Below are 17972 nucleotides of genomic sequence, written 5' to 3'. Positions count from 1 at the left end.
ATATTTTATAAATTGAGGAGACGGATTGTCTCCTTATTTTTTATTTATAAGGTTAAACCCAATTTGTAATCCTTTACCTTGCTCAGTAACAAATACCCCAACTGCGGTAATGAGTTGTTCATTATAATAAATTAAGGGAATACGCGTGCGCATCCAAGGTGGAATATGATGCTCTTGCCACAATTTTTTTATCGAGCGCGATCCCTGGCGTTGAACAATTTGAAATTGCCCTTGAGCATGAAATCGGACTGATACGGTTTCATCATTTTGTGGTAAACGACAAATTAAATCGGTTTGGTAATTGGGCTGCAATATACCTAAATTATCCGGCAAAGTTAGCGAAGCGGTTAAATCCCAAGGTAAAATTTGTTGCTCAATATCTTGATACAAAGGTAACAAATAGAGCTGATTTTGATATCGGCGAATTTGCCAATTATGCAAAATAAATCGCGGATTAGCATCTTGTTTAGCTTGAATAACCGTATGCCAAATTAGTGAAAGTTGCTTTTGGCTTGGCATTCCAATATGTTGCTCTTTGAACCACATTCGCAACATTGCATTACGTTTATATTCTGAATAATCATATAATAGTTGAAGGTTAAGTTGCTTCTTATCACCAATAATATTTTTAAATTCTGGAAATAAAATTTCATGTATTAATGCTTCTTGCTGTTGGCATAACTCTGCACTGCGAGCAACCATTTGTGAAAAATGAGGCCAACGATGATTAAGTGTTGGTAGAACATTTAAACGTAAAAAGTTGCGATCATAATGGTCATCTTGATTACTTTCGTCCTCTATCCAACTTAATTGGTGTTGATTGGCATATTGCTCAATTTCTTGACGTGAAATTGTGAGTAATGGTCGAAGGTGTTGGCCATTTTCAAGTGGCATACTTGATAATCCCGCTGGACCACTGCCACGTTTTAAAGCTAGAAAAAAAGTTTCACTCTGATCATCAAGATGCTGGGCAGTACATAAAAATTCATTATTTTTTAAATGTTGATAAATGGCTTGATAACGGGCTTCTCTGGCTTGTTCTTCAATATTGCCAGCTGTTCTATCAAGTTTGACTTTTTCAATAATCAAAGGGACTTGCCAAACTAGGCATTGTTGTTTGCAATGTTCAGCCCAATTATCGGCATTTTGACTCAAACCATGATGGATATAAATTGCTCTGAGTTTCAAATTTTGTAACTGTCGCTTTAAATTGACTAATGCTTGCATTAATACGGTTGAATCAACTCCACCACTGAAGGCAACAAGTAGCGATTGCCGACCGTTTAGGTGTTGTAAAATAGTTTGTTCAATCACATTGTCGCTCTTTGTTTGATGACCCATCTGCTATCCATTTATACTAAACTTTGTAATGCATTAACCTTGTTTTTATGTAGTTTGATTCTATCCAAACCAGCAGCCAAATCGGCAATTAAATCATCAGGATCTTCAAGACCGATATGTAATCGGATTAACGTACCAGTGAAATCAATGCCGGATATTGGTCGTATTTTTGCTAGATCTTCGGGTTGGTTGGCCAATATTAGTGATTCGAATCCACCCCATGAATATGCCATTGAGAAGTGAGTCATATTATCTAAGAAATCAGATAATTGCACTTCGCTTAAATGATCGTTAAGTACAAATGAAAATAGACCACTAGCGCCACTAAAATCACGTTTAAAAAACTCATGTCCTTTACAACTTTCGAGTGCTGGATGATTAACGGTTGCCACTTTGGGGTGATTAGCTAACCAATTTGCCACTTTTATACTGCTTTCATGATGTTGTTTTAATCTAACGGCTAAAGTTCGCAATCCTCGTGCTGCCATATAAGCGGTATCTGCATCACACATTTGCCCCATTAAATAAGAACGTTCACGTAATTTATCCCAACAGCGTTGATTAGCAACAGCCGTTCCTAGCATGGCATCTGAGTGACCAATTAAATACTTTGTACCGGCTTGAATTGAGATATCAACATCATGCTCTAATGCTTTAAATAAAACACCTGCTCCCCATGTATTATCCATCATAATTACAATTTCTGGATTCACGCTGCGGATTGCTTTAACAATTGCAGGCACATCATGCAGTTCCATGGTAATTGAGCTTGGTGATTCAAGAAATACCACTTTAGTATTCGGTTTTATATATTTAGTAATATATCGACCAATGAGTGGCGGGAAATAATCGGTTTCCACTCCAAAATCTTTAAGTATATGCTCGCAAAATTCTTGGGTTGGTTCGTAACTGGCTTCTGATACCAGAATATGATCTCCTGCTTTTACAAAAGCTAAAATGGCATTTGCAATTGCTGCTGCTCCACAAGGATATAGGTAACAGCCTGCTCCTCCCTCTATTTCTACCATGGCATCTTGCAAAGCAAAATGAGTTAAAGTGCCACGACGACCGTAAAATAGAGCCCCTTTAGTACGATTTTCCATTGCTTCTTTTTTTGCTTTGATTGAATCAAAAACTAGCGATGAAGCTCGCTGAATAACGGAATTGACTGCACCTTGGGTATAGCGTTTTTTTCGACCAGCATGAACTAATTTTGTTTGTAATGACATGATGCATCCTTAGTGATCTGATAAATTTCGATAACAGTTAGCATAGCATGCTGTTAAAATAGTAAAAAATAATTTTTGTTTAAACTGGCTTACACACATGGTAATTGTCAAACTTGCCCATTTAGATTCGGTGGAATTAAATTATTCTCTGTTATCACCACAAGTGATTAATGATGCGGAATCGTTAAATGGCACACGTAAAAAACAGTTTTTAGCTTGCCGTTCAATATTAGCGAGTTTGCTTAAACAGTATTGCCATATTGATACTTTACCGACGATGATCATTGGCGACAATAATCGCCCAGGCTTTTTAGATAGTCATCTTCCTGATTTTAATATCAGCCATAGCCAAGATTGGGTAGCCGTTGCAATTTCGCTTAATGGTAAAGTTGGGCTCGATATTGAAGTTTCTCGACAACGTCAAAATTATCTGAATGTTGCCAAAAGTTTTTTTGCTAATGATGAATATCAGTGGATGTTAGCGCAAAGTAATACTTTAAACGCCTTTTGGCAACTTTGGACATTAAAAGAATCGGCGCTTAAATTATATGCCAAAGGGGTTTGGCAAATGAAATTGGTAAAAGTAGATATTGAAAACCAATTAATTAGTGCGCCGTTTGGTCAGCATTTTTATTATCATTATCAACAACAGGCACCAGTTCATCTTGCTGTAAATCATGATAAACCTATCACAAATTTTGTCTTACAATCTTAATGCATTAGCAATTACTTACTGACAGCTTTTTGATAAACGTAAGGTGGCTGTCCAAACATTAAGCTGATTTAAATCAAATAAATATCTTGAAGAATTTTTCTGTTTTTATCGTCCAATTGATATTCTTTTGCTAACCAATTATCGATAGTGTCATAACGTTTTTTTATTTCATCAATAGCTGCGGTTAAAAACTCTTTTTTAGCCGCAAAGATGATCTTATGTTTTTCAAGTTCTTCTGGCGATAATTTACTTTTATTTTCGCTAAGTACGGCTTCACGATAGTCGTTTAAATAGCGTTCGGTAAGCAAATAATCTTGCATAACAATTTCTTCACTCACACCTAATGCAAATAAGGTTAAAGCGACACCGATACCAGTTCTATCTTTACCTACAGCACAGTGTTGGACTAAAGGTCTTCCGTTAGCATTAAGTAATAGTGATGTTAACTTTTTATACGCGAGATTATTAAAAGGTAACAATTGATAAAGCTTAACCATAAAATCAAACGGTGAGTATTTTTTTAACACAAAAATATCCTGACCTTGTTCACTCGTTAAGCTTGCTGTAAATTCATCACTTAATGGATTGGCAGGGATATTAATATATTGGCTATTGTTCCAAAGATTATCTGGATGACGATCGATTTCATGTTGATCGCGATAATCTAAGACATAATGTAAATTAAGCTCATCAGATAAAAAATTTTTTTCATCATCACTTAGGCGTGAAAACTCACCTGAACGATACAACATTCCAGCTCGAATTTGGCGACCATCACTAGTTTTAATTCCACCTAAGTCACGAAAATTAATTCCATTTTTGATCGGTACAACTGATGTCATTATAGGTCCTTATTTATGCTTAACTTTGCTTGCTATATTAGCATGTTTCTGATTAGAATTGATTCATTGTTTTCGCATTATTATTGCTTGAGGAATTTATTATGTCGATGTTATCTATATTACTTTCGGAAAAACCTGCTCCATCAAAGTGGGGCAAAGATGCATTACTCAGTTTTTCAGAAGATGCTGTTACTATTCATTATCGACCTGAGCATCGGCATGGTGCTATTCAACGAGCTGCACGAAAACTAGATAATCAAGGTATTAGATCGGTTAAATTGAGTGGTGACAATTGGGATTTAGAGTCATGTTGGCATTTTTGGATGGGTTATCGTAATGCCAAGAATAATAATAAAATCAGTTGGCCAAAGTTAAGTAATAAAGATAAACAAGAACTAAAAAATCGCTTAGCCATTATTGATTGGTGTCGAGACATTGTTAATCAACAAGCGGAAACATTAAGCCCTTTCGAACTGGCAACGCAAAGTGCAAACTTAATTAGCCATTATTCCTCTGATGTAACTTATAACATTATTTCAGGTGAAGCATTAAAAGAGCAAGATTATATGGGGATCTACACAGTTGGCAAAGGGTCTCAACGACCGGCTGCCTTGCTTGAGCTTGATTATAATCCTACTAAAAATCCTAAAGCACCAATCATTGCTTGCTTAGTTGGCAAAGGAATTACTTTTGATTCAGGTGGATATAGCTTGAAACAAAGCAGTTTTATGGAATCAATGCGATCGGATATGGGGGGAGCTGCATTGGTGACAGGGGCTCTAGCCCTTGCGATTGCACGTGGAGTTAAACACCGTATCAAACTTTATTTATGCTGTGCAGATAATTTGGTAAGTGGTAATGCTTTCAAACTTGGCGATATCATTCGTTATCGTAATGGTAAAACAGTGGAAGTTGATAATACCGATGCCGAAGGGCGTTTGGTTTTGGCTGATGGATTAATTAGTGCTGATAATGATAACCCCAATTATATCATTGATTGTGCAACCCTTACTGGGGCAGCAAAGATTGCTGTAGGTAATGATTATCAATCATTACTTTCATTTGATGACAAATTTGCTAATCAGTTATTAGCAAGTAGTCAAGCTGAACATGAAGCCTTTTGGCGATTACCATTAGCTGATTTTCATCGAGCCCAATTCCCATCTTCGTTTGCAGATATGGCAAATTCTGGATTACCGAACACTGCTGGTGCAAGTACAGCAGCGGCATTTTTATCCTATTTTATTAAAAATTATAAAAAAAATTGGCTCCACATTGACTGTTCAGCAACCTTTCGTAAAAGCGCAACCGCATTATGGGCAACAGGTGCAACAGGTATTGGTATAAGAACACTTGCTAATTTATTAAGCAAATTGTATTAAATTGTAATAAAATTGAATCGCTAAATTATTTATAAATATATAAGGAATGAGGAATAGTATGAAAAAGTTATTAACACTGATACCCCTTTTATTTTCAGTTTCTGTCTATGCAAGTGATTGTAAAACAGAATTTGAAAAAGAAAATTTTGAAAAAGCTTTTGAGGCATGTACAAAAGAAGCGCCGAATGGTGATTCTGTTGCACAGTTTTATTTAGGGGTTATGTATGATAAAGGCGAAGGTACTGAAGAAGATAAACAAAAAGCTTTTAATTGGTACTCTAAAAGTGCTGAACAAGGTGACTCTGATGCGCAATTTAATTTAGCAGTTCTGTATGATGATGGCGAGGGTGTAGAGCAAGATAAAGAAAAAGCTGTATTGTGGTATACAAAATCGGCAGAACAAGGTGATGCCGATGCTCAGCATAATTTAGCTATTATGTATGATGAAGGTGATGGTATAGCTCAAGACAAGAAAAAGGCAGCATTTTGGTATAAAAAAGCAGCAGATCAGGGCAAAGCTGAATCAATGAATAATTTAGCTGTTATGTACTATGAGGGCGAAGGTGTTGAAAAAGATAAAGCTTTAGCCAAAAAGTATCTAAAACAAGCTTGTTCATTGGGGCTACAAATTGCTTGTGATAATACTTTGTAGAAATAATTAAATAAATTAGAAAAACTATCTTCAATATGAAGATAGTTTTATACAAAAGCATTTATTTCAATTAATTGAAAAGCGTTTGATTATCTTTAATCTTGATAATTAAAGGTGAATTTAAGAATTATTTATAATATTTATCAATAATTTTATAGGTACTAAATTTCTAATTAAGCTATTGTTGATTATAGTGAAATAAGGAAAGCCATGAAAAAAATATTATGGATTATATTATTATTTTTTCCCGCCGTTCACGCTAGCCTGTGCGAACTAAATTTTCATAAAATAAATTTTGAAAAGTTTTTCGCTCAATGTCATCAAGAAGCAGAACAAAATAACCCTAATGCTCAATTCAATTTAGCACTTGTATATGATGAGGGTAAAGGCGTTGGGCAAGATAAACAAAAAGCAGCTTATTGGTATACTAAAGCGGCAGAACTAGGTCACCTTGAAGCCCAATTCAATTTAGCGCAGATGTATTATCAAGGCGATGGAATTGAGCAGGATAAACAAAAAACTCTTTTTTGGTACACTAAAGCTGCAGAACAAGGTTACTTAAATGCTCAAAACAATTTAGCAGCTATGTATTTTAATGGTGAAGGAACCGAAGCGGATAAACAAAAGGCATTTTTCTGGTTTGAAAAAGCGGCAGCACAAGGTAATCCTTTTTCACAGTACAATGTCGCCATCATGTACTATAATGGTAACGGAGTGGAGCAAAATAGATCGTTAGCTAAAGAGTATTTCAAGCAGTCTTGTGATCAAGCTTTTCAAAAGGCTTGTGACGAATTAGAAAAATAATACTATTATTTGATGATTTGAGAAAAACCACCTTAAATCATTAAGATGGTTTGCATGAAATATTTATTGGTTTTAAATAAACTTATTGTTTATCTTCAACAACTGTAACTTTTTTAATATAAACTGGCTCAACAGGCACATTTTGATGTGGTCCCATACGTTTAGTTGGTACATTCACAATTTTATCAACAATATCCATTCCTTTGGTGACTTTTCCAAAAACAGCATAGCCATATTTTTCTGGTCCTTGGTAGTTGAGGAAATCGTTATTCACAACATTAATGAAGAATTGGCTAGTTGCGCTATCTACAGCATTGGTTCTTGCCATTGCGATAGTTCCACGATCATTTTTTAAGCCATTATTAGCTTCATTTTTGATGGGTTGTTTAGTTTCTTTAAATTTTAATTGATCATCAGCACCACCACCTTGAATCATAAATCCAGGAATGACACGATGGAATGTTAGATTTTCGTAATAACCACTATTGGCATAATCAAGAAAGTTTTTCGTAGTGATTGGAGCATGTTTGCTATCTAACTCAACTTCAATATCGCCCATGCTGGTTTGAATTAATACTTTAGTATCAGCCAAAGTAATGGTTGAAAAGAGGGTTAATAATATTCCTATAAATAACACTTTGATTTTTTTCATTTTATGAATCCTTATTATTATATTGCCGGCAAATTATACCTAATATTGGTTTAATTGAAATCATAAATATGCAAAATCAATTAAAATTTTGTGTGGTAAATCGCAATATTTTTCTAAACCAGTAAAAAATGACTTATATTCACTATAATCCAGAATATTATTAAATTGATATTCTTCTTTATGACTATTTTTAATCCATTAATTAGCTCAAAAACCCCGTTCCTCAACTTTTTTCTGAATGATGATGCGATGTATTTTATGTAATATGCCTTTGGTGCTATCTCACCATGGAATTTGCAGTCAATGTATAGAAAACTTACCGAAGCTTAATAAAGTTTGCCATCAATGCTGCCTTCCTCACTCATTATCAACAAATGAATGTTATCGATGCCGAGAGAAAAGACCTTATTGGGATGAAATGGTGGCTGTAACAGGCTATATCGATCCATTAAAAAAATTAATTCAACATTTAAAATTTCATAATAAAATCGAATTAACCAACGCATTAGCTAGGTTAATGTTTTTAGCCTGGTATCAACGTCGATTAAGTGATGGCCTTGCTAAACCTGACATTGTGACTTGTGTCCCTTTACACCATTTTCGTTATTGGTCTAGAGGTTTTAATCAAGCGGCATTATTGGCTAAGCCAATAGCTAGATGGTTAAATCGAGAATTTAAGCCTTACCTATTGTCGCGAAAATTTGCAGCTCGCGATCAGAAGAACCTATCGCTTAAGCAAAGAATGAGTAATGTAGAAACACTTTTTCGATGTCACTCTGATTTAACCAATCAATCGGTAATGCTTATTGATGATATTGTTACTACCGGTAATACGATAAATGTTATTAGCCAGCAATTAAAAGAGAGTGGTGCCGCTTATGTGCAGGTAGTTTGTTTGTGTCGGACCGTCTTGTAAAATCCAAAACACCCCCTATAATAACCAAGAGAGTAAGTCAACTATTATCGATGATGTTGAGGATTATCAATGTCAATCGTGTCAAAGTGAGGGATTATGTCTATTATTACCATTTCTGAATCAGCTCAACAACATTTTAAAAAATTGCTTGCTAATCAGCCTGATGGTACTCAAATTCGGGTTTTTGTTATTAATCCTGGCACGCCATCTGCTGAATGTGGGGTTTCCTATTGTCCGGCAGATACTGTTGAAGATGGTGATATCGAAGAAGAACAACAAGCAGGTTTTTTTGTTTATATCGATGAAATTAGTGCACCTTTTTTAGAAGAAACCGTGATTGATTACGTGACAGATGAATTAGGTTCACAGTTAACTTTAAAAGCGCCAAATTCAAAAATGAAAAAGGTTGCGGATGATGCCCCATTAATTGAGCGCGTTAATTATGTTATTCAAGCTCAGGTTAATCCTCAATTAGCTAGTCATGGCGGCCATGTTAGCTTAGTGGAATTGACTGAAGATAATTATGCTATATTGCAATTTGGTGGTGGTTGTAATGGTTGTTCAATGGTTGATTTTACTTTAAAAGAGGGTATTGAGAAGCAATTGCTTGCGGAATTCCCTGAATTAGCAGGCGTTAAAGATATTACTGAACATCAAGCGGGAAGCCATTCTTATTGTTAAAAATTTTTCGATTTAAATCTTGCTTATTGCTGGGATTAAGTCATAATCGCATGATGTCTGCCAATTCACTTTATGATGGGGTTTTATGAATCAAGTTAGTATTATTTCAGATCTTATCGTTTGGATTGAAAAAAATTTGGAGCAGCCCTTATCTATTGATAATGTTGCCCAAAAATCAGGTTATTCAAAGTGGCATTTACAACGGATGTTTAAAGAAGTAACCGGTCAAGTGCTCGGTACTTATATTCGTCACCGCAGATTAACTTATGCGGCATTATCTTTGCGAATGACAAGCAAACCTATTTTAGATATTGCTATGCAATATCGTTTTGATTCACAACAAACTTTTACCCGATCTTTTAAAAAGCAATTTAATGAAACACCAGCCAGCTATCGACGAGGTGAGTTTTGGGATCCAACTGGCTTAACCCCGGCTATTGAATTAAATAAAAATCGACTCTCTTTACCTGAACCTAAATTTGTTAATATGCCAAAGCAAACATTTTGGGGAATTTCATATAAGAATAACTGTAATTTGAGCCAAATTTTAGATGAAGAAAATAAATTAAGATCGCAGTTTTTTCATAATTATCTGTCTCATTATGAGAACAAGAGTGAATGTTTACCCGACAAAATCTTTGCTTTTAGTCGTATTTTAAAAAGTAAAGATAATGCTAATGAGCAAGAACTTTTATATACCATTGCTTTAGATCACAATAACAATTTGGAGCATATTGAGCCTTTTGTTAGTGAAGGTGGTTTATATCTTTGTTTTAAATATATTGGTCCACCAGAAAATTTTAGTGATTTTATTTCTCAAGTCCATTTAGCGGCGATGCCAGCCTTAAAAGTGCGATTGCGTAGTTCAAGCTGTTTAATTGAAATCCATCATAATCACCATGATGATTCTGTAAAATGTTTTGAAGATATCCTTAGCATGGAATGTGATTATTGTGTCCCTGTTGTGGCGGATGAAGAAGTCAATATTCAATCAAACCTATCGTTATAACATGCTATCGTCATGAATATTGACGATAGTTTTTAGTCATTAGAGTTCAATAAAATCTTTTCTAGCCATGCTTTAAATTCAGGTGTTGCTTCTTTTAAACTGTTTGAACCTCGGGTGACTGTTGCAATACCGATTTTCAATTGATCTTTAAGCTGGCGCTGATTAATTGATCCATCAAGTAATGAGCGTACAATTTTGACTCGTGTAATTAAAGCATCACGTTCATCAGATGTCATCAGTAGTTTTAAAATATCTAATGAATAACCGTTATTAAATGCTTGGTGTAATATTTCAACCGTTTGGTTCCATTCTTTAGTTTTCATGTAATGCACCATTAGTATTGTCTATTAAATTCTTTTTTTGTCAGTATATGTGGGGTTTGTTCCCCTAAAATGTGCTGATAAATATAATCATATACTAATACACTTTTGACATAATTTCGTGTTTCATTGAAAGGAATACTTTCAATAAATTCGACTGCATCAAGCTTTCCGTTGCTATTATTCAACCATTTTTTTACTCGGCTTGGACCTGCATTATAGGCTGCTGAAGATAAAATACGGTTGTTATCATTTTGTAAATAAACGCTGTTTAGAAAATAAGTGCCTAATTGTACATTAGTCATAGGCTCAAATAATTGGTTTGGTGAATTATAGCTAATGTTGGTAACTTTTTTGGCCGTTTCTTTTGCTGTTGCTGGCATTAATTGCATTAAGCCACTTGCTCCGACAGGAGACTGTATTGCTGCATCAAAAGCACTTTCTTGACGCGTGATGGCTAAAGCGTAAGATAGCGGAATAGCTTTATCTTTTAAAGCTTCATTATATAGCTTTTTGTACATGATAGGTAATCGTTCTGTCCAATTATCCCATAATTTTCCAGATATTGTTGCTTGAATACTAAGATCTCCCCAGCCCTTATGGTAAGCATATTGAGCTAAATCGAGATATTCATTTTCTTTTGCTTTAAGTATATAACGCCATTCTTGTTTTGATTCCGCTAGCATACCTAAAAACCTTAGCTCTTTGATTCGAATGGCAAATGGTTTTTGATCATATTTGGCTTTCAAAGAATTTACTTCTGTTGTTGGCAGTTTTTTAGATAAATTGTTGATTATATATGGTTGATTAAGTGCTTGAGCACTGATCATTCCATAAAAACCTCGGTTGTTGCTCAATGTTTTTAAAATATTTTTGGCTTCATTGGTTTTCTTATTTTTAAGTAATACTCTGGCTTGCCAGTATTGCCATTCTTCTTTTAATTGGTCTTCTGGCTTTAATTGTTTTATCCAATGAGCAATATCTTTGTAGTTATTTGCATCAATAGCCATGCGAATACGTTTTTCAACTAATGCAGTATCATGGCTTTTAGTTAGGTAATTATCTCGCCATTTGCTCTGTTCTGTTGTTACTGAATCACTAAAATAGCTATTTGCTAAGCTACTTTGTAATCTATTTTGTTCCTCATCAGTTAGGTTCTGTTTTTTTATCAGTTGTGGTAACAATGCTGCCGCAAGATTTTTGTCGGCTTTGACCAAACGAGGGTAAGATGCTAAGACTATTTTTTTAGTCAATGTGCTGGTTTTAATGTTTTTGGAAAATTCGTCAAGTTTTCTTGGATTATCAAGCACGGCCAATAAATAATTTGTTTGATTATTGTCATCTAATAAGTTGGTTAAATGACGAGCGAGTTTTAAATTATTGCTTTCAAATGCAAGCTCAATACGAGATAAAATAAGATTTGATGTACGTTTTCCACTTTTTGACCATGCATCCAACAATGGATCACAGGCTGAAGGTAATTCTTTCCCCGTTAACCATAGCGATTCGACACTATCTAAAACCGATTTGTCATTATTTTTTTGTAATTTTGCATATTGATATCGACAATTAGAGCTAATTGAATTGTCTTTAGGAAAAGAGACTATGGCATTCCAATCTTTGCGATTTGATAGTTCATTCAAATAAGCTTGAGTTAATGATGAAGTTAATGGAAAGTCATCATATTTTTTTACAAAACTACTGACGAGTTGTGGTGGTACCGTTTTGATATTTTTTTGAAAAAACTGCACAGCCGCATAAGGATAAAGTGAGTAATTATTTAATTGTTTTAGTAATGCTTGTTGCTCATCATAGTTTAATGATTGATAAGTGTTTTGCCATCTTTGATAATTTTGGCGCAACTCATGTTGTGATGCTTCTACAAATAGACTGTTTGCCAATAAAGTGCTTGATATTAAACACCAACGTATTACTAAATTCATTCCTTAACTCCAGTATCAAATCAGCCTATTAGATTAGCATATTTGGTTATATTTCGTCGATGATGAACTGATAACTTAATTCCCACTAAAATAGTCAACTAAATACTTGACTAAAATTAAAGGATATATAAAATATTTATTATTAAATATAGAGGAATGATTAATGAAATTGACATCAAAAGGGCGTTATGCGGTTACAGCTATGTTAGATGTAGCGCTGCATTCTGATTCCGGCCCTGTATCACTTGCTGATATTTCAGAACGTCAGGAAATTTCACTATCTTATTTAGAACAACTTTTTTCTAGGTTGCGTAAAAATGGTCTAGTCTCAAGTGTAAGAGGTCCTGGCGGTGGTTATGTACTTGGCCGTAGTATGGATCAAATTGCGATTAGTTCGATTGTTAAAGCAGTAGACGAAACTGTTCATGCAACCAAATGCCATGGGCATACTGGATGTCAAAAAGGTGTAAGATGCCTTACTCATAGTTTATGGAATGATTTAAGTGAACGAATAAACGATTTTTTGACCAGCATCACGTTAAGCGAACTAGTGAATAATCAGGAAGTAAGAGCTGTCGCAAATCGACAAAGTCATCTCCATCACGCCAGAATTAATTAAAGAAATAGAATACAGAATTTGTAATTGGGAGTAATTAATGAAATTACCTATTTATATGGATTATGCAGCCACTACGCCTGTTGATCCAAGAGTAGCTGAAAAAATGATGCAGTATTTAACACCGGATGGTGTTTTTGGAAATCCCGCTTCACGTTCTCATAAATTTGGTTGGCAAGCAGAAGAAGCTGTTGACATAGCACGTAACCAAATTGCTGATTTAATTGGTGCAGATTCACGAGAAATTGTTTTTACATCAGGAGCGACAGAAGCAGATAACTTAGCCATTAAAGGTGCAGCACATTTCAATCAAGCTAAAGGTAAACACATTATTACCTGTAAAACTGAACATAAAGCCGTACTTGATACTTGTCGTCAATTAGAACGAGAAGGTTATGAAGTTACTTATTTAGCGCCAGAATCAGATGGTATACTTAACCTTGATAAATTAGCTGCGGCAATGCGTAGTGATACAACAGTGGTATCTATTATGCACGTTAATAATGAAACTGGCGTTATTCAAGATATCGAAAAAATTGGTGAGATGTGTCGTGAAAGAGGTATTGTATTTCATGTTGATGCAACCCAAAGTGTTGGTAAGTTACCAATTGATCTGTCTAAATTAAAAGTCGATCTTATGTCATTTTCTGGACATAAAATCTATGGACCAAAAGGGATTGGTGGACTTTATGTTAGACGTAAACCTCGTGTGCGCATTGAAGCTCAAATGCATGGTGGAGGTCATGAACGCGGTATGCGCTCTGGTACATTACCAGTTCATCAAATTGTTGGTATGGGCGAAGCTTATCGCATAGCCAAAGAAGAAATGGCTACAGAAATGCCCCGCCTTTTGGCATTAAAAAACCGTTTATGGAATGGTTTAAAAGATATCGAAGAAGTCTACCTTAATGGTTCATTAGAACATAGTGTTCCTAATATCTTAAATGTAAGCTTTGCTTATATTGAAGGTGAATCACTTATGATGGCTTTAAAAGACTTAGCAGTATCATCAGGTTCTGCATGTACATCTGCAAGTTTAGAACCATCTTATGTATTGCGAGCATTAGGACTTAACGATGAACTTGCACATAGCTCAATTCGATTCTCACTTGGGCGATTTAGTACCGAAGAAGAAGTGGATTATGTTATTAAGTTAATTAAAGATTCTATCGGTAAATTAAGGGATCTTTCTCCACTTTGGGAAATGTTTAAAGATGGTGTTGATCTAACAAAAATTAAGTGGTCAGCCCATTAAAATTAGGAGCAAATTATGGCATACAGTGATAAAGTCGTCGATCATTATGAAAATCCCCGCAATGTTGGCTCTTTCGATCAAAATGATCCTAATGTTGGTAGTGGAATGGTTGGCGCCCCAGCGTGTGGCGATGTAATGCGATTACAAATCAAAGTTAATGATGATGGTATTATTGAAGATGCTAAATTCAAAACTTATGGTTGTGGTAGCGCCATTGCTTCAAGTTCATTAGTGACTGAATGGATCAAAGGTAAATCGTTAGATGAAGCTGAAGCGATTAAAAACACAGATATCGCTAAAGAACTTGCCTTGCCACCGGTTAAAATTCACTGTTCAATTTTAGCCGAAGACGCAATTAAAGCGGCAATTGATGATTATAAATCCAAAAAAGGACAACGTTGATGGCAATCACATTAACTAATAGTGCAGCCAATCGAGTTCAAGCTTTCTTAGCTAATAGAGGTAAAGGGGTTGGACTCAGATTAGGAGTGAGAACCTCTGGTTGCTCAGGTATGGCTTATGTCCTAGAATTTGCTGATGCTATTAATGACGATGATAGTGTATTTGAAGATAAAGATATCAAAGTTATCGTTGATAAAAAGAGCTTAGTTTATATTGATGGAACAGAGCTTGATTTTGTCAAAGAAGGCCTAAACGAAGGCTTTAAATTCAATAATCCTAATTCTAAGAATGAATGCGGTTGTGGCGAAAGCTTTAATGTTTAGTTGGGACATGAATTTTGACTAATTATTTTGAATTATTTCAATTACCGATTAAATTGCCAATTGATAATGGTCAGTTAACGGTCAATTATCAACAGTTACAACGGCAATATCATCCTGATAATTTCGCTCAGGTAGCTGATAATGAAAAAGTGGCAATTATTCAGAAGTCGGCAATGATTAATGATGGCTATCAAACATTAAAAAATCCGATAAAAGCGGCTGAATATTTGTTATCTTTGCAGGGATTTGATGTCGCTACAGAACAGAATATTATTCACGATGCTGATTTTTTAATGGAACAATTCAGTTTGCGAGAAAAATTGGATGATATTGAAAGCCAAAATAATCTTGATCTTTTAGATAATTTTTATTCGGAAATTTCAGAACGAAAAAAACAAGTCTATCAGCAATTATTGGATTATATTTCGAAACAAGATTGGCAAACCGCACTTAATCAAATCTATAAAATCCGTTATCTGGCTAGGTTGATTGAACAAATCGAAAAGTTACAAGAAAAGCAATTTGCTTTATAATTTAAGATTAAGTCACACATCAATTAGAGATAGATCAAATGGTATTATTACAGATTAGTGAACCAGGGCAAACACCAGAACCTCACCAGCGTCGTGTAGCAATTGGTATCGATCTTGGAACAACTAATTCCTTAGTCGCAACAGTTCGTAGCGGACAATCCGAAGTATTGCCTGATTTAGAAGGCGATGCCTTATTGCCTTCAGTTGTGCATTATGGTGTTGATCATGATGATAATACTATTATAACTGTCGGAAAAAATGCTAAAACTAATGCGGCAAGTGATCCATTAAATACTGTTAGTTCTATAAAACGTTTAATGGGAAGAAGTTTATCTGATATTGATATTTCGCGTTTTCCTTATACGTTTTCCCAAACTGATAATGGTGTTCCTTTATTAAATTTACCTAATCAACAAGTTAATCCCGTACAAGTTTCATCTGAAATTTTGATAGCTTTAGCTGAACGTGCTAAGCAGAGTTTAGCAAGTGAAATTGATGGGGCGGTAATAACCGTACCGGCTTATTTTGATGATGCGCAAAGACAAGCAACTAAAGATGCAGCTAAATTAGCTGGACTGCATGTTTTAAGATTATTGAATGAACCAACCGCTGCTGCGATTGCTTATGGTTTAGATTCAGGCAAAGAAGGGGTGATTGCTGTTTATGATTTAGGGGGTGGTACGTTTGATATTTCTATCTTGCGCTTACATAAAGGGGTATTTGAAGTTTTAGCAACGGGGGGCGATTCAGCGCTTGGCGGTGATGATTTTGACCGATTACTTGCCGATTATTTAAAAAGACAAGTCGGTCTAGAAAATAACACTGATCCCCATATCAACCAAAAAATTATTGATGAAGCGGTTAAAGTCAAAATTGCACTAAGCCAGAAAGGTTCTGTTTTAGTCAACATAGAAGGTCAATCTTTAACTATAACGCGTGAGCAATTTGAAACGCTAATTGAACCTTTAGTCAAACGAACGTTGGCGGTTTGTCGTCGAGCATTAAAAGATGCTCAAATTAATGTTGAAGAAGTTAGTGAAGTTGTGATGGTCGGTGGTTCAACACGAGTGCCATTAGTAAGACAATTGGTTGGTCAATATTTTGAAACCGAACCTTTAACTTCAATTGACCCAGATAAAGTTGTTGCCATTGGTGCAGCAATACAGGCGGATATACTGGTTGGCAATAAGCCTGATTCGGACATGTTATTACTTGACGTGATTCCTTTATCATTAGGCATTGAAACGATGGGCGATTTAGTGGAAAAAATCATCCCTCGAAATAGCACAATACCGTGTGCGAGAGCACAAGAATTTACCACATTTAAAGATGGCCAAACGGCTATGATGATTCATGTTTTACAAGGTGAACGAGAAAGTGTTAATGATTGTCGATCATTAGCAAAATTTACTTTAAGGGGCATTCCTCCTATGCCAGCAGGTGGAGCTCATATTCGAGTTACCTTTCAAGTTGATGCTGATGGCCTATTAAGTGTCACTGCAATGGAAAAATCGACAGGAGTTGAGGCAGCAATTCAAGTTAAACCATCTTATGGACTGACAGAAAATGAAATTGCGACCATGATTCAAGATTCAATCAATTATGCAAATCAAGATAAACAAATAAGAATGCTTGCAGAGCAGAAAGTGGAAGCAGCACGAGTTCTTGAAACCTTGCAAAGTGCTTTAGATAAAGATGCTGATTTATTAGATGAAGAGGAACTTAACCTCATATTACAGGCTAAAAATCAATTACAGCAAGCGACTGAATCTGATGATTATTATTTGATTGAGCAAGAAATTAAACATGTTGATAATGCAACGCAAACTTTTGCAGCAAAACGCATGAATAGATCAATACGCCATGCCTTAACCGGGCATAGCGTTGATGATATTTAACCAATGAGATTATTATGCCAAAAATTACCTTTTTACCAAATGCTGATCTTTGTCCTGAAGGAAAAACTGTTGAGGCAGAAGAAGGCGAATCTATTTTAGAAGTTGCTTTGCGCAATGACATTGAAATTGAACATGCTTGTGAGATGTCTTGTGCTTGTTCAACTTGCCACTGTATAGTTCGAAAAGGATTTGATTCACTTGAAGAGAGTGATGAACAAGAAGATGACATGCTCGATAAAGCTTGGGGCGTTGAGCCTCATAGCCGTTTAAGTTGTCAAGCTCGAGTGACCGACGAAGATCTTGAAGTCGAAATTCCAAGATATAGCCTAAATCACGCTAAAGAAGATCATTAATTAGTCGCCTTTATGGCGACGTGATTTCCTCAAAAACCCCGCTCCTCAACTTTTTTAATTGTGATAGTTATCACATTTTATCAATCTAGTTTATTTGTTTGCTTTT

Annotated in this window: 20 protein-coding genes; 14 read left to right on the top strand and 6 right to left on the bottom strand. The window is 35.3% G+C overall.

Translation table 11 applies throughout. From position 1 onward, the window contains the following. Positions 1-33 precede the first annotated feature (33 nt). Positions 34-1341: a tRNA lysidine(34) synthetase TilS gene (gene tilS, locus A9G07_RS09875; RefSeq protein ID WP_065734988.1), complete on the bottom strand. Its 1308-nt coding sequence runs from the start codon at positions 1339-1341 to the stop codon at positions 34-36. 11 nt (positions 1342-1352) lie between these two features. Further along, complete coding sequence (gene metC, locus A9G07_RS09870) at positions 1353-2570, bottom strand: cystathionine beta-lyase (protein ID WP_065734987.1); 1218 nt, start codon at positions 2568-2570, stop codon at positions 1353-1355. A gap of 97 nt (positions 2571-2667) precedes the next feature. On the opposite strand from metC, the gene A9G07_RS09865 reads away from it, so the two are divergent. Next, complete coding sequence (locus A9G07_RS09865; RefSeq protein ID WP_065734986.1) at positions 2668-3285, top strand: 4'-phosphopantetheinyl transferase family protein; 618 nt, start codon at positions 2668-2670, stop codon at positions 3283-3285. A gap of 68 nt (positions 3286-3353) precedes the next feature. Here the strand turns inward: A9G07_RS09865 and A9G07_RS09860 are convergent, their stop codons facing one another. Then, positions 3354-4127 (bottom strand): tyrosine-protein phosphatase, encoded by a 774-nt coding sequence (locus tag A9G07_RS09860; RefSeq protein WP_065734985.1) that lies wholly within the window; start codon positions 4125-4127, stop codon positions 3354-3356. A 101-nt stretch (positions 4128-4228) separates the two neighbouring features. Here A9G07_RS09860 and pepB point away from each other — a divergent pair, with 101 nt between their 5' ends. The 3 genes from pepB to A9G07_RS09845 all read left to right on the top strand — a co-directional run bounded on the left by pepB (position 4229) and on the right by A9G07_RS09845 (position 6965). Next, positions 4229-5509: an aminopeptidase PepB gene (pepB, locus tag A9G07_RS09855; protein WP_065734984.1), complete on the top strand. Its 1281-nt coding sequence runs from the start codon at positions 4229-4231 to the stop codon at positions 5507-5509. 58 nt (positions 5510-5567) lie between these two features. Further along, complete coding sequence (locus tag A9G07_RS09850) at positions 5568-6161, top strand: tetratricopeptide repeat protein (protein WP_065734983.1); 594 nt, start codon at positions 5568-5570, stop codon at positions 6159-6161. 210 nt (positions 6162-6371) lie between these two features. Continuing rightward, entirely contained in the window at positions 6372-6965 is a 594-nt protein-coding gene (locus A9G07_RS09845; protein ID WP_065734982.1) for a tetratricopeptide repeat protein, read from the top strand. An 82-nt stretch (positions 6966-7047) separates the two neighbouring features. On the opposite strand, the gene A9G07_RS09840 is transcribed toward A9G07_RS09845, so the two are convergent. Continuing rightward, positions 7048-7617, bottom strand: coding sequence for a peptidylprolyl isomerase (locus tag A9G07_RS09840; RefSeq protein ID WP_065734981.1), 570 nt, complete (start codon positions 7615-7617; stop codon positions 7048-7050). Positions 7618-7861: 244 nt separating this feature from the next. Here A9G07_RS09840 and A9G07_RS09835 point away from each other — a divergent pair, with 244 nt between their 5' ends. From A9G07_RS09835 to robA, 3 genes are all read left to right on the top strand, one after another. Beyond that, positions 7862-8533 carry a phosphoribosyltransferase family protein gene (locus A9G07_RS09835; RefSeq protein WP_176713969.1) on the top strand — a complete coding sequence of 224 codons (672 nt, stop codon included), beginning with the start codon at positions 7862-7864 and terminating at the stop codon, positions 8531-8533. Between the two features lie 102 nt (positions 8534-8635). Continuing rightward, entirely contained in the window at positions 8636-9214 is a 579-nt protein-coding gene (nfuA, locus tag A9G07_RS09830) for a Fe-S biogenesis protein NfuA (RefSeq protein WP_065735002.1), read from the top strand. Positions 9215-9299: 85 nt separating this feature from the next. Then, positions 9300-10223: an MDR efflux pump AcrAB transcriptional activator RobA gene (gene robA / locus A9G07_RS09825; RefSeq protein WP_065562955.1), complete on the top strand. Its 924-nt coding sequence runs from the start codon at positions 9300-9302 to the stop codon at positions 10221-10223. A 32-nt stretch (positions 10224-10255) separates the two neighbouring features. Here robA and trpR read toward each other — a convergent pair whose 3' ends face one another. Both trpR and sltY read right to left on the bottom strand, forming a co-directional pair. Beyond that, positions 10256-10546, bottom strand: a complete 291-nt coding sequence (trpR, locus tag A9G07_RS09820; RefSeq protein WP_218058433.1) for a trp operon repressor — start codon at positions 10544-10546, stop codon at positions 10256-10258. A gap of 11 nt (positions 10547-10557) precedes the next feature. Continuing rightward, positions 10558-12486: a murein transglycosylase gene (sltY, locus tag A9G07_RS09815; protein WP_065734979.1), complete on the bottom strand. Its 1929-nt coding sequence runs from the start codon at positions 12484-12486 to the stop codon at positions 10558-10560. A 163-nt stretch (positions 12487-12649) separates the two neighbouring features. Here sltY and iscR point away from each other — a divergent pair, with 163 nt between their 5' ends. From iscR to fdx, 7 genes are read left to right on the top strand one after another with little or no spacing between them, the layout of a single operon-like run. Continuing rightward, entirely contained in the window at positions 12650-13105 is a 456-nt protein-coding gene (iscR, locus tag A9G07_RS09810; protein WP_065734978.1) for a Fe-S cluster assembly transcriptional regulator IscR, read from the top strand. Between the two features lie 37 nt (positions 13106-13142). Next, complete coding sequence (locus A9G07_RS09805) at positions 13143-14357, top strand: IscS subfamily cysteine desulfurase (RefSeq protein WP_065734977.1); 1215 nt, start codon at positions 13143-13145, stop codon at positions 14355-14357. A gap of 15 nt (positions 14358-14372) precedes the next feature. Beyond that, positions 14373-14759, top strand: a complete 387-nt coding sequence (gene iscU, locus A9G07_RS09800) for a Fe-S cluster assembly scaffold IscU (RefSeq protein ID WP_065562950.1) — start codon at positions 14373-14375, stop codon at positions 14757-14759. Further along, positions 14759-15082 carry an iron-sulfur cluster assembly protein IscA gene (iscA, locus tag A9G07_RS09795; protein WP_065562949.1) on the top strand — a complete coding sequence of 108 codons (324 nt, stop codon included), beginning with the start codon at positions 14759-14761 and terminating at the stop codon, positions 15080-15082. Before iscU ends, iscA begins: the two co-directional genes overlap by 1 nt. A gap of 14 nt (positions 15083-15096) precedes the next feature. Continuing rightward, the gene (hscB, locus tag A9G07_RS09790) at positions 15097-15615 is read left to right on the top strand and encodes a Fe-S protein assembly co-chaperone HscB (RefSeq protein ID WP_065562948.1); all 519 of its coding nucleotides are present in this window, start codon (positions 15097-15099) and stop codon (positions 15613-15615) included. Between the two features lie 38 nt (positions 15616-15653). Next, a complete protein-coding gene (gene hscA / locus A9G07_RS09785; RefSeq protein WP_065734976.1) occupies positions 15654-17513 on the top strand; it encodes a Fe-S protein assembly chaperone HscA in 1860 nt (619 codons plus the stop codon). 14 nt (positions 17514-17527) lie between these two features. Beyond that, positions 17528-17866 carry an ISC system 2Fe-2S type ferredoxin gene (fdx, locus tag A9G07_RS09780; protein ID WP_065562946.1) on the top strand — a complete coding sequence of 113 codons (339 nt, stop codon included), beginning with the start codon at positions 17528-17530 and terminating at the stop codon, positions 17864-17866. Positions 17867-17972 lie beyond the last annotated feature (106 nt).

Origin of the sequence: Gilliamella sp. wkB72, from assembly GCF_001693745.1 — a bacterium.
Taxonomy (GTDB): domain Bacteria; phylum Pseudomonadota; class Gammaproteobacteria; order Enterobacterales; family Orbaceae; genus Gilliamella; species Gilliamella apicola_E.
Note: the sequence above shows the minus strand (reverse complement) of the source record. Positions and strands in the feature narration are given on the sequence as shown.

Excerpts from the sequence above, each read along its gene's own strand:
- A9G07_RS09835 (WP_176713969.1), top strand. The coding sequence starts at position 7,862 with ATGCGATGTATTTTATGTAATATGCCTTTGGTGCTATCTCACCATGGA.
- tilS (WP_065734988.1), bottom strand. The coding sequence starts at position 1,341 with ATGGGTCATCAAACAAAGAGCGACAATGTGATTGAACAAACTATTTTA.
- iscA (WP_065562949.1), top strand. The coding sequence starts at position 14,759 with ATGGCAATCACATTAACTAATAGTGCAGCCAATCGAGTTCAAGCTTTC.
- A9G07_RS09865 (WP_065734986.1), top strand. The coding sequence starts at position 2,668 with ATGGTAATTGTCAAACTTGCCCATTTAGATTCGGTGGAATTAAATTAT.
- metC (WP_065734987.1), bottom strand. The coding sequence starts at position 2,570 with ATGTCATTACAAACAAAATTAGTTCATGCTGGTCGAAAAAAACGCTAT.
- hscA (WP_065734976.1), top strand. The coding sequence starts at position 15,654 with ATGGTATTATTACAGATTAGTGAACCAGGGCAAACACCAGAACCTCAC.
- A9G07_RS09840 (WP_065734981.1), bottom strand. The coding sequence starts at position 7,617 with ATGAAAAAAATCAAAGTGTTATTTATAGGAATATTATTAACCCTCTTT.
- A9G07_RS09805 (WP_065734977.1), top strand. The coding sequence starts at position 13,143 with ATGAAATTACCTATTTATATGGATTATGCAGCCACTACGCCTGTTGAT.
- fdx (WP_065562946.1), top strand. The coding sequence starts at position 17,528 with ATGCCAAAAATTACCTTTTTACCAAATGCTGATCTTTGTCCTGAAGGA.
- iscU (WP_065562950.1), top strand. The coding sequence starts at position 14,373 with ATGGCATACAGTGATAAAGTCGTCGATCATTATGAAAATCCCCGCAAT.
- sltY (WP_065734979.1), bottom strand. The coding sequence starts at position 12,486 with ATGAATTTAGTAATACGTTGGTGTTTAATATCAAGCACTTTATTGGCA.
- robA (WP_065562955.1), top strand. The coding sequence starts at position 9,300 with ATGAATCAAGTTAGTATTATTTCAGATCTTATCGTTTGGATTGAAAAA.
- A9G07_RS09850 (WP_065734983.1), top strand. The coding sequence starts at position 5,568 with ATGAAAAAGTTATTAACACTGATACCCCTTTTATTTTCAGTTTCTGTC.
- pepB (WP_065734984.1), top strand. The coding sequence starts at position 4,229 with ATGTCGATGTTATCTATATTACTTTCGGAAAAACCTGCTCCATCAAAG.
- iscR (WP_065734978.1), top strand. The coding sequence starts at position 12,650 with ATGAAATTGACATCAAAAGGGCGTTATGCGGTTACAGCTATGTTAGAT.
- A9G07_RS09845 (WP_065734982.1), top strand. The coding sequence starts at position 6,372 with ATGAAAAAAATATTATGGATTATATTATTATTTTTTCCCGCCGTTCAC.
- trpR (WP_218058433.1), bottom strand. The coding sequence starts at position 10,546 with ATGAAAACTAAAGAATGGAACCAAACGGTTGAAATATTACACCAAGCA.
- A9G07_RS09860 (WP_065734985.1), bottom strand. The coding sequence starts at position 4,127 with ATGACATCAGTTGTACCGATCAAAAATGGAATTAATTTTCGTGACTTA.